The sequence below is a fragment of the Nocardia sp. Tas62D01 genome, assembly GCF_055232035.1.
The window spans coordinates 4,665,774-4,676,383 of record NZ_JBUYUZ010000001.1; the positions used below are offsets into that span (position 1 = coordinate 4,665,774).

Annotated in this window: 9 protein-coding genes, 1 tRNA gene and 2 pseudogenes; 4 read left to right on the forward strand and 8 right to left on the reverse strand. The window is 66.7% G+C overall.

Features of this window, described 5'->3' with window-relative positions:
- Nucleotides 1-4: 4 nt before the first annotated feature.
- The 6 genes and pseudogenes from ACV7NQ_RS22150 to ACV7NQ_RS22175 all read right to left on the reverse strand — a co-directional run bounded on the left by ACV7NQ_RS22150 (nucleotide 5) and on the right by ACV7NQ_RS22175 (nucleotide 4,299).
- On the reverse strand, nucleotides 5-283 hold the full coding sequence (locus ACV7NQ_RS22150; protein WP_463361407.1) for a type II toxin-antitoxin system RelE/ParE family toxin: 279 nt from the start codon (nucleotides 281-283) through the stop codon (nucleotides 5-7).
- Between the two features lie 270 nt (nucleotides 284-553).
- Nucleotides 554-626: transfer RNA gene (locus ACV7NQ_RS22155), tRNA-Arg, on the reverse strand.
- Nucleotides 627-691: 65 nt separating this feature from the next.
- Complete coding sequence (locus ACV7NQ_RS22160) at nucleotides 692-1,513, reverse strand: DUF1542 domain-containing protein (RefSeq protein WP_463361408.1); 822 nt, start codon at nucleotides 1,511-1,513, stop codon at nucleotides 692-694.
- A 326-nt stretch (nucleotides 1,514-1,839) separates the two neighbouring features.
- Nucleotides 1,840-2,982: an acyl-CoA dehydrogenase family protein gene (locus ACV7NQ_RS22165; RefSeq protein ID WP_463361409.1), complete on the reverse strand. Its 1,143-nt coding sequence runs from the start codon at nucleotides 2,980-2,982 to the stop codon at nucleotides 1,840-1,842.
- Nucleotides 2,983-3,301: 319 nt separating this feature from the next.
- A pseudogene (locus ACV7NQ_RS22170) lies at nucleotides 3,302-3,982 on the reverse strand (cation diffusion facilitator family transporter); the annotation flags it as partial.
- Nucleotides 3,979-4,299 carry an ArsR/SmtB family transcription factor gene (locus tag ACV7NQ_RS22175; RefSeq protein WP_463361410.1) on the reverse strand — a complete coding sequence of 107 codons (321 nt, stop codon included), beginning with the start codon at nucleotides 4,297-4,299 and terminating at the stop codon, nucleotides 3,979-3,981. The gene ACV7NQ_RS22175 and the pseudogene ACV7NQ_RS22170, both read right to left, overlap by 4 nt.
- Here ACV7NQ_RS22175 and ACV7NQ_RS22180 point away from each other — a divergent pair.
- Nucleotides 4,283-4,732, forward strand: a pseudogene (locus tag ACV7NQ_RS22180) (cation diffusion facilitator family transporter); the annotation flags it as partial. The gene ACV7NQ_RS22175 and the pseudogene ACV7NQ_RS22180 overlap by 17 nt on opposite strands.
- A 268-nt stretch (nucleotides 4,733-5,000) precedes the next feature.
- Entirely contained in the window at nucleotides 5,001-6,638 is a 1,638-nt protein-coding gene (locus ACV7NQ_RS22185) for a long-chain fatty acid--CoA ligase (RefSeq protein WP_463361411.1), read from the forward strand.
- A 147-nt stretch (nucleotides 6,639-6,785) separates the two neighbouring features.
- Here ACV7NQ_RS22185 and ACV7NQ_RS22190 read toward each other — a convergent pair whose 3' ends face one another.
- Complete coding sequence (locus tag ACV7NQ_RS22190) at nucleotides 6,786-7,178, reverse strand: SCO5389 family protein (RefSeq protein WP_463361412.1); 393 nt, start codon at nucleotides 7,176-7,178, stop codon at nucleotides 6,786-6,788.
- Between the two features lie 61 nt (nucleotides 7,179-7,239).
- Nucleotides 7,240-8,304 carry an NAD(P)H-dependent flavin oxidoreductase gene (locus ACV7NQ_RS22195; RefSeq protein ID WP_463361413.1) on the reverse strand — a complete coding sequence of 355 codons (1,065 nt, stop codon included), beginning with the start codon at nucleotides 8,302-8,304 and terminating at the stop codon, nucleotides 7,240-7,242.
- A 228-nt stretch (nucleotides 8,305-8,532) separates the two neighbouring features.
- Between ACV7NQ_RS22195 and ACV7NQ_RS22200 the strand changes: the two genes are divergently transcribed.
- Both ACV7NQ_RS22200 and ACV7NQ_RS22205 read left to right on the forward strand, forming a co-directional pair.
- Nucleotides 8,533-9,357 (forward strand): M23 family metallopeptidase, encoded by an 825-nt coding sequence (locus tag ACV7NQ_RS22200; protein ID WP_463365768.1) that lies wholly within the window; start codon nucleotides 8,533-8,535, stop codon nucleotides 9,355-9,357.
- Between the two features lie 47 nt (nucleotides 9,358-9,404).
- A complete protein-coding gene (locus ACV7NQ_RS22205; protein WP_463361414.1) occupies nucleotides 9,405-10,388 on the forward strand; it encodes a DNA-binding response regulator in 984 nt (327 codons plus the stop codon).
- Nucleotides 10,389-10,610: the final 222 nt, after the last annotated feature.

Below are 10,610 nucleotides of genomic sequence, written 5' to 3' on the forward strand. Positions count from 1 at the left end.
CTCCTCAGTGATAGTCGACGATCTGTACGTCACGCGGTCCAGCTGCTTCCCATACGAAGCAGATTCGCCATTGGTCGTTGATGCGGATGCTGTGCTGGCCCTCACGATCGCCTCTGAGTTTTTCCAGCCGATTGGCAGGCGGCACTCGCAAGTCGTCCAACTGCGCGGCGGCATTGAGCATCGTCAGCTTCCTAAGTGCAACCCTCTGCACGTTGCCGAGCTTCGTTGCTGATCGTTGGGTCCAAAGCTTCTGCGCCTCCTTGTCCTTGAACGACTGGATCACCTACCAACTATAACGCGTCGCGTCATAGCTGCCCAGACCCGTCACCCAACCGACACGAGATGGCCGATGGACATCCTGCCTCCTGCCAAGGTGAGGTTCTGCCCCTACCGAGCATGACACTGGATTTCTACGCCGACCTGTTCGATGACGACCTCGAGGAAGTGGCGAGCAGGCTGAACTTGGCACGGGCCAATTTCGCTACTGCGTACTCAATCGGGTGCGGAGGTCGTAGACCTCCGGAAAATACGTGGCTGAGCTGCGACGATGCTGTGCCCTCGGCAGGATTCGAACCTGCGACACCCGCTTTAGGAGAGCGGTGCTCTATCCCCTGAGCTACGAGGGCTGGGATGGTCGTCCGGGAGTCTACCTGGTCGGGAGCGGGGGATCAGAATCGCTGGCGAGTCGCGGTCAGAAGCCGCCGTCGAACCCGCCGCCGTCGAACCCGCCGCCGGAGTCGAAACCGCCGCTGTCCCCGCCCCAGTTGCCGCCGTCGCCGCCACCGGAGTCGTACCCACCGGAGTCGTACCCACCCGAGTCGTACCCACCGGGATCCGTGCCGCCCGCGTCGAGGCCGTCCTGATAGCCGTCGCCGTAACCACTTTCGAAGCCCTGCGCGTCATAACCCACCCCGGACATCCCGGAGAACAGCGACGAAAACAGCAGCGCCGAACCGAGTCCCCACGCGCCGCCGATCAATGCGGGCTTCCACCACGGCTCGGAGTACCAGCCCGCGGGCACCGGACGCCCGGCGACCCGGCCGCCAGGGTAGTAGTTCGGGGTTTCCGATGACGGATTGGGCGAGGCCGCGACTTCCCGGCCGTCGTACTCGACCGTCCGCTTCTCGGTGACCTGACCGGCGGTGTCCTGGCCATCCAGCACCGGAACCGCGGGGCCGGGATCCATGCCCATCGCGGTGCGTGCGGCTCGGATGTAATACATGCCCTCGATCGCGGTCTGCTTGGCCAGCCGCGCCTGAGCGGGCGTGCGGGCCTGTTCGATCTGCGAGCCTGCCGCGATCTGGCGCTCCGACGCGTCCGCGAGCGCCTGCTTCGCGGCGTCGTTACTGCCGGTCAGGTTGTAGACCTGGCCGCCGAGACGTTCGATCATCTGCCGGGCATCGGCGGCGGCATCCGCGAACTCCGTCGCCGCGCGCTGCTTGGTCTGCTGCGCGCGCAGCACCACGAATCCGGCCACCAGCACAACAACGACGATGATCAGTACCCATAACATCGTGTGCGCCTTCCGTCCTTGGTTTAGGTCGCCTCCCAGTTTACTGGGGGCTTGTTTAGACCGAGCTGAGCTTCGTGGCGGGTGAGCCGGGCGCCGATCCGGCTAGCTCACGGCAGGCGTGGGGCCTGCGCGTCGTCGTAATCCGCGAGGTCGACACTTTGTCTTCCAACGATAGAGCGCGGTGGCGCCCGGCCAGTTGTTGGTGATCCGACCCGCCGCATTGCCACACCAGCTGGAGCAGAAGTTCCAAGGCGGGCCGACGAAGACATCGCCGGACGTGAAATCAACACTTTCGGCCATCGTGGCAGCGCCTGCGGCCTTCGCTGTTAGTTGCCTGCGAGTTGGCGGGCGATGACGAGGCGCTGGATTTGGTTGGTGCCCTCGAAGATTTGCATGACCTTGGCTTCACGCATGTAGCGCTCGACCGGGAAGTCCTGGGTGTAGCCATAGCCGCCGAAGACCTGGACCGCGTCGGTGGTGACTTTCATGGCAGCGTCGGTGGCGACCAGCTTGGCGACGCTGGACTGGCGGGAGTAGGGGAGTCCGGCATCGCGGCGGCGGGCGGCGTCGAGGTAGGTGGCCCGGGCCGAATCCACCGCGGCGGCCATGTCGGCGAGCACGAAGCCGAGGCCCTGATGGTCAATGATGTGGCGGCCGAACGCTTCTCGCTCTTTGGCGTAGGCGACGGCGTCGTCGAGGGCGCGTTGGGCAAGGCCGGTGGCGACCGCTGCGATGCCGAGACGGCCGGAGTCCAGTGCGCTGAAGGCGATCGAAAGTCCTTGTCCCGCATCGCCGATGAGCCGCTCGGTGGGCAGGAAGACGTCGTCGTAGGCGGCGGTGGTGGTCGGCACCGCGCGCAGGCCCATCTTCTCCTCGGGCTTACCGAAGCCCAGGCCCGCGGTGTCGCGCGGCACCAGGAAGCAGGAGATGCCGCGCGGGCCCTCGCCGGTGCGGGCGAACAGGGAGTAGAAGTCGGCGCGGCCGCCGTTGGTGATCCAGGCTTTCGTGCCGGTGATCCGGTACCCGCCGTCGACCGCGGTGGCCCGGCACCGCAGTGCCGCCGCGTCGGAACCCGCATGTGCCTCGGAAAGGCTGTAGGCGCCGATGGTTGCGCCCGACAGCATGTCCGCCAGCCAGCGCTGCTTCTGTTCATCGGTGCCGAACGTGAACAGCGGATGGCACGACAGACTGTGCACACTGACCGCCACCGCGACCGCGGCCCAACGACTCGCCAACTCCTCGAGCACCTGCAGATACACCTCATACGGCTGACCGCCACCGCCGACTTCCTCTGGATACGGCAGGCTCAACAGCCCCGCCGCACCGAGCGCCGGGAAGACCCCGTCGGGAAACGTCCCGGTCTTCTCGCACTCGACCACTCGCGGCTCGAGCACCTTGTCGGCAATATCGCGAGTCAGCTCGAGCAGATCCCGGGCCTCCAGCGTCGGCAGCATCCGATCAACAGGCATACCACCTGTTCTACCGCCAGCCGCTGGCTCCCGCGCCCACCAGCCCTGTTTTGCCAGGTGATGCTGCCGCGGGTGGGCTCTGCGGTGCCCCGCCAGGCGTGCGGCCGACTGCCTGTCGGCTGGCGCGGTCGGTCATGACGACTGAGACAGTGAGCTGTTCGAACTGGGGCGGACCGGTCTGTCGGCGGCTTTGCAGGGGGTGTCGCCGGCGTACCGGTCCGATGGGGGCGCAGCGGGTGTCGGAGTCTGGCTATGTGTTCTATTATCTGCGTATGAATGCAGTTAATGAGCCAATGGGTCCGCCTCTCGCGGAAGATCAGGTCCGCGCATGCAGTCCGTCGGCAACCAGCGCCGACGACCCGATCTGCCGCCCGACCCTGATCCGATACAACGCGACAGTCTCGTTTCCGACGAACCCGATCAGTCCGGCCGCGGCAACCCACCCGAGGTGCTGGATCGGCACCGGATCGATGAGCCGCCGAACCGCCTCATACCCCGCGATGAGCGCCGACAACGCGATCATCACGACCACGAACAACCCGGCCAAATCCTCGGCCCGCCCGAACCCATAGGTATAGCGTCGAGTCGCCGCCCGCCGACCCAGCGCGAATGCGATCCACAGCGGCACCGCCGTCAACGCATCCGAGAAATTGTGAATAGTGTCCGCCGCCAACGCCACCGACCCGGACACTTCCACGATCACCACCTGCAGCACTGCGGTTAACCCCAGCACCATCAGACTGATCTTCACCGCCCGAATCCCAATAGCACTGGCCTCCAACGCATCATCAACACTGTCGGCAGCATCATGACTGTGCGGCGCAAAGATCTCCCGCAGGATCCCGCGCAGGCCACCTGGGTGGTGGTGGTCGTGGGCAGAACCGTCGCCGTGCCCATCACCGTGTGGATGGTCATGGCCTTCGACATGGTCGGGCTCGGGGTCGTGATGGCGTCCGAGATCGAGCCCGCGCCAGCGGAAATCGTTGCGCTCGTGGCTCATTCCGACACCGCCCAATCACGAGAGGGCAATTCGAGCATCGCCCTATCGCCGCGGTGGTGCGGCGGCACACCCGGGCCCGCGTGTTCGGCGTTGTAGACGGCGTCCATTACGAGCCGGCGAACGTGCTCGTTCTCCACGCTGTAGAAGATCGTCGTCCCGGACCGTCTGGTTCGGACCAGCCTGGCCATTCGCAACTTCGCCAGATGCTGCGATACCGAAGGTGCCGGCTTCCCGACGTATCCGGCCAGATCGTTCACCGACAACTCCCGCTCCACCAGCGCCCACAGCACCTGCACCCTGGTCGGATCGGCCAGCATTCGGAACACCTCGACAACAAGCCCCACCGACGGGTTCACTTCTCTGGCAGTGCTTTTCGGTGTCAGCGGGGTGGCGCTCGGGTTTCCGCTGGCCGATCCGATTGTCGGCCTGCTGATTACCGTCGCCATCCTGGCGGTGCTGCAGACCGCCGCGCGAGATGTGTTCCGCCGCTTGATGGATGGTGTCGAGCCGGGTTTGGTGGCCACCGCCGAGGAGGCGCTGGTCGCCGAGCCGGGTGTGCTCGGGGTGCGCAGCCTCCGGATGCGTTGGGTCGGCCACCGCCTGCACGCCGATGTCGAGCTGGATGTCGCCCCGACCGCCACCCTGGCCGACGCCCACCGCGTGGCCCACGGCGCCGAGCACACCCTCACCCACGCCGTTCCCAAACTGGATACTGCTTTGGTCCACGCCTACCCTGCGCACGCTGGCTGAGTGGCGTAGGGCTCGAGGCTGCTGCGGCCGGGATGCGGTTATCGGCCGGGCAAGTCCGGTCGCCATGGTCCATGTCCATCGACGCGTTCCGGGTCGTGATCTGGCCCTCCGCTGACCTGGAAAACTGATGGCACCCGCCTCCGGATAGGCCGTGCTCGGTTTTCCGGTCGTCCTGCCGCGTGGGGCCTACCGTTGGGTAGCATCGCCGATGTGATGTGGCTCAGGGTCGGTGTGCGTTAGACCAGCCACCGAAGGAAAAGGAGTTCCGATGTTGAGCACCATGCAGGACGAGCCGTTGTCGCTGGCGACGTTGCTGCGCTACGCATCGACGTTCGCGGGTGATTCCACCGTGTCCACCTGGACCGGCACCGATGTGCGCATCATGACCTATCGCGAGCTGGGCGCTGAGTCGGCCCGGCTGGCGAATGCGTTGCGCGGGTTGGGAATCGGCGTCGGTGACCGAGTCGGCACGTTCATGTGGAACAACAACGAGCACATGGTCGCCTACATCGCGGTGCCCGCGATGGGCGCGGTCTTGCACGCGCTCAATATCCGGCTCTTCCCGGAACAGCTGGTCTACGTGGCCAATCACGCCGAGGATCAGGTGGTGATCGTCGACGGCACGCTGCTGCCGATGTTCGCCCAGTACCTGCCGAACCTGAAGACGGTCCGCCACGTCATCGTCGCCAACGGCGACGCCGCCGCGCTGGAGGCGCCCGCGGGTGTGCAGGTGCACTCCTACACGGAGCTGCTCGCCGCGCAGCCGGACGAGTACGACTACCCGATGATCGACGAAAAGTCCCCCGCCGCAATGTGTTACACCTCTGGCACCACCGGTGACCCGAAGGGCGTGGTGTACTCTCACCGCTCCAACTGGCTGCACGCCATGCAGGTGTGCTCGCCGAACAGCATGGGGTTCACCGAGGCCGACCATGTGCTGGCCATCGTCCCACTGTTCCACGCAAACGCCTGGGGACTGCCGTACGCGGCGCTGATGTCCGGCGCGAATGTGCTCATGCCGGACCGCTTCCTGCAGCCGGGCCCACTGCTGGAAATGATGGAAGCGCAGCGGCCCACCTTCGCCGCGGCGGTGCCGACCATCTGGGGCGGCGTGCTGGCGGGCCTGGCTGCGAAGCCGCAGGACATCACGCATCTGCGGTCGGTCGTGGTCGGTGGCGCTGCGGTGCCGCCGTCGATGATGCGGGCGTTCCAGGAGAAGCACGGCGTGCGCATCCTGCACGCGTGGGGCATGACCGAGACCTCACCGCTGGGCAGTGTCGCGCATCCGCCCGCTGGGGCGACCGGCGAGGACGAGTGGGCCTACCGCTTCACGCAGGGCCGTTTCCCGGCGAGCGTGCAAGCGCGTCTGGTCGGCGACGATGGCAGCATCCTGCCCAATGACGGAGAATCCCTGGGCGAGCTGGAAGTTCGCGGACCGTGGATCACTGGTTCCTACCATTCGCCGGACGGATCGGCGATCGATCCGGAGAAGTTCGACGACGGCTGGCTGCGCACCGGCGACGTCGGCAAGATCACCCCAAACGGCTACCTGACGCTGGTGGACCGCTCCAAGGACGTGATCAAGTCCGGTGGCGAGTGGATCTCCTCGGTGGACCTGGAGAACGCGGTGATGGGCCACCCAGCCGTCGCCGAGGCCGCGGTCATCGGTGTGCCAGACGAGAAGTGGGACGAGCGCCCGCTGGTCGCCATCGTGCTGCGCGAGGGTTCCAAGGCGAAAGCCGAAGAGCTGCGCGACTTCCTGGCCGACAAGTTCGCCAAATGGCAACTGCCGGAGCGCTGGACCTTCATCGCGGAGGTGCCCAAGACCAGCGTCGGCAAGTTCGACAAGAAGCGCCTGCGCGCCCAGTACGCCGACGGCGACCTCACGGTCACCACGCTCTCCTGAGTGCCTGAAACGGCAAGCCCCACGTCACCACTTCCGCGATGGCGACGTGGGGTTGTTGCCGTTCGCGGTACGCAAGCGGACACGGGCAGCATCGCACCCGGCGCGGGCGAATTGTGTTGCCGCGCCGGGCTTATGCGATGTTGCGGGTCAGCAGTTACGGAGTTCCGGGCTCTGATTCAGCAGCTGAGCACGGGTTCCGATGAACGTGCTGTAGGTTTCGCCGCCCACCGCCGACAGCGGGAAGGCCGCCACTCGGTGGCAGTTCTGGAAGGCGAGTTTCACGCCGAAATGCCGCTCGAGGCCGCTGCGGATGGCGTCGGAGGCCATGGCGCGCAACAGTTGTCCACGAGCCACTTCGTCTGGCGGCGGTACGACGTTGTCGGTGTATTCTTCGGTGCCCGAATGCAGTTCGCCGGCCACGCGGCTCACTACCTCCCAGGCGTAGGGCAACGAATTCCGAACACATTCGACGAAGTCCGCGTCGTCGACTTCGCCGCTTTCGGCGCGTTCGAGTAGGGCGGTGGGGACATCGAGGGACATGGCGCTCTCCTCCGGGGGTGGGGTGGATGCGATGCCCTTGAAGTCTAATCGAAAGTGGTTGTCAACAAGCCCGGATTCGTCGTGAAAGTGCCCTCTTCAGAGCTGTTTTCGTCTCGGCGGCCAGGGTGCCGACGAGTTCGCCTGCCGGTAACTCTGGTGCGAGGGCGTGCGTTTGACCTGCCCATAGGTTCACCTCGTCGGGATTGCCCGCGGCGCTGGCGGCGGCCCGCAACGGCGCTGTGGCGTAATGGATTTCCGGATAGGCGCTCGGCGCGGTCGCGCTGTGCTCGTCCATGAAGCGATTGCGCAGGCCGCGCGCGCGGCGGCCGGTAAACGCCCTGGTGAGCATGGTTGGGGTGTCGGCGGCCAGCGCAGCGCGGTGCACCGGGTTGGTGCCCGCCTCCGGGCAACGCAGGAAGACGGTGCCGAGTTGTGCGGCGGACGCGCCCGCCGCGAGTACGGCCGCGATGCCAGCGCCGGTGGTGATGCCGCCGGTGGCGACGATCGGCCGGTCGACGGTCGCGGTGAGGATCTGCAGCAGCGCGAGCAGGCCGAGCGGATCGTTGCTGTCATCGGCCGGGCGGTCGACGAACGTGGCACGGTGCCCGCCCGCCTCGGCGCCCTGTGCGATGAGTGCATCAGCGCCCGCCCCGACCGCGATGCGCGCCTCGGCGGCCGAGGTGACCGTCACCCACACTTCCGATCCGATTGCGTGCAGTCGGGCCACCTCCGCCGCGCTCGGGCAGCCGAAGGTGAACGAGACCACCGCGACGGGTGCGGCGACGAGCAGATCCAGCTTGACGTCCCAGTCGTCGGTGTCGTATTTCGGCGTACCGATCTCGTGCGCCGCACCGAGTTCGGTCACGTAGTCCGCGAAGGTCTCCGGCGGCGTCGGCGGACCGGGAACGAAGAGATTGATCCCGAACGGCGCGGTGGTCAGTTCGCGGGTCTCGGCGAGGCGGGCGGCGGTATCGACCGCGCTTAGATAACCCGCCGCGAGCTGCCCGAATCCGCCCGCTGCGGAAACGGCGGCGGTCAACGAAGGAGTGGAGGGCCCGCCCGCCAACGGGGCCAGCACGATCGGGATGCTCAGTTCGTCGAGGATCACGGTTCCAGTGTCGTCCATCTGGACGTGTTGCCCGGGCCTCACCTGCCGGTCAGAAACCTAAGGTTGCGGAATGGTCACGACGGGGTAGAGTTCCCGTCACAACGGACACTGAAACGTTACAAAGTTCACATGCCGGATCGTTATAAGACGGTCGGCATTGGGCGCGGCGTTCGTTGACCAATGTAGGTCGGAAGCTAGGACACAGCCTTGTCGCAGCATCGTGTAGGCCCCAGTTCTATTACCGTGATGAGCCTGATGGGCGACGGTGTTTCGGGTCGGCCGACGCGGCATCGCGCCGAGTCGACCGCCGCCGAACGGGTGAAGGTCGCCGCGGGTGTCGCGGTCGCCGCCGGTGCATTGCTCGGCACCGCCACCCAGATCGCCCCGGCCCTCGCCGCCCCGCTGCTGCCCGGTGGGCACGACAGCGATCAGGCCGCCGCCCCGATCAGCTTCAAGGGCACCGGCGCGCTCCCGGTCGCCGAGGCCAAGGCGGCCGCGCCGCAGGTCGCGGACGTTGCGCCCGCCCCCGCACCGCAGGTCGCCACCCCGGTGGCCGCGCCGGTCGCGGCACCGTTCGGTATCGGTGGACTGCCGCCGGAGATCGCGGGCCCGCTGGCCCAGGTCGAGGACATCGTGAAGGGCGTGCAGCACCAGGTTGCCCCCTCCACCGCGGTGCGCCCGGTCGCCGGCGAGATCAGCTCCGGATTCGGCAGCCGGTGGGGCGAGTTCCACTACGGCCTCGACTTCGCCGATCAACTCGGCACTCCGATTCATTCGGTCAGCAACGGCACCGTCATCGAGGCGGGCCCGGCCTCGGGCTTCGGCCAGTGGGTGCGCGTGAAGCAGGACGACGGCACCACCGCGGTTTATGGCCACGTGAACGAGATGTTCGTGCACGCGGGCCAGCGGGTGAACGCGGGCGATGTCATCGCCACCGTCGGCAACCGGGGTAACTCGACCGGCCCGCACCTGCACCTGGAGATCTGGGATCAGAACGGCAAGAAGATCGACCCCATGCCGTACCTGGCCGCGAAGGGTGTTCCGCTGCAGTGGGGCCCGTCGGCACACTGATTTATTTGGAACCACGCAGATACCAAGCGGTCGTTTAGGCTCTGGCGGTGACCGCGTTGGGTGACATCTTCGAGCCTGGATCACCGCACGGCCGTACCTACGCCGTGCTGGTGCATCATCCGCGATCTGGCCTGGCCGATATCGCCGACTATCTCGGCGTTGCAGTCGAGGAAGCTGCAACGCTCTTGGAAGTCCTGTGCGAGTTGGAGGCGGCCGAGCGCATCGTCACCCCCGAGGGTGAGGTGCTGTGGGATGCACACGCGCCGGAGTGGTTGTCGGAGGCCGAGGCCCGGCGCAGGCAGCAGGGCATCAACCTCATGCATGCCGCCGCATCGCGACTCAGCGAGACCTTCCGGTCGGTGCGGCGCTCGCCGCGCGCCAACGGCGCCGTGGTGCCGGTGTTCGAGCGCCTAGAGATGCTGGCGGACTTCGAGGAGATGCAGACCGCGGCGCGCAGCACCGTGAAGGTGATCGAGCGCGGGCCGTATCTCAGCGACATGGAACGCGAGCAGCGGCTCTTCCGGCTCAAGCGGACCAGGATCGGCGACGGCATCCGCTACCAAACCCTTTACCAGGACACCATTTACCAGGATTCGGAGCGCCTGCGGCACGCGCTGTCCACCAATGCCAGTGGGGCGCAGGCGCGGACGCTGCCGGAGCCGCCGTTCAAACTCATCATCAGCGACGACGAACGGGCCAGCCTGGTCCTGCACGCCGACGAGCGGCGACCCGACCCGATGGGCCTGCGTATCAACGGTTCCGCGGCCCTGCGGCTGGTGGTCAAGACGTTCGACGTGCTGTGGTCGCTGGCCGCACCGATTTCGGTGAATCCGACCGCCGACGAACTCGACGAGCGCGACAAGGCGATTCTGACGCTGATGGGCCTCGGCGCCACCGACGACACCATCGCGCGCCGGCTCGGCATGTCCCGGCGCACGGTGGTGCGCCGTACCGCTCGGCTGCTGGAGCGACTCGGCGCCAGCACGCGGTTCCAGGCCGGAGTTCAGGCGACTCGCCGAGGTTGGCTGTGAACTCCCTCACGGATAGGGTAAACGCGGCGACGTAGGACGAATTGCGCCCGATAGTCGAACGGTCGCCTATCGATGTCGTGGCCGGTGCCCGCGAAGAGCCGAGGCCCGGCTCGGTGATTCGCATTGCTTATATGATTGCTCGAACCGCGCTGACTCGGGGCGTCAAAGCCCGTGGAGTTGGGGTGGGGGATTGTTCGGCGGCGCGGCCGTGCTCTATGTGAT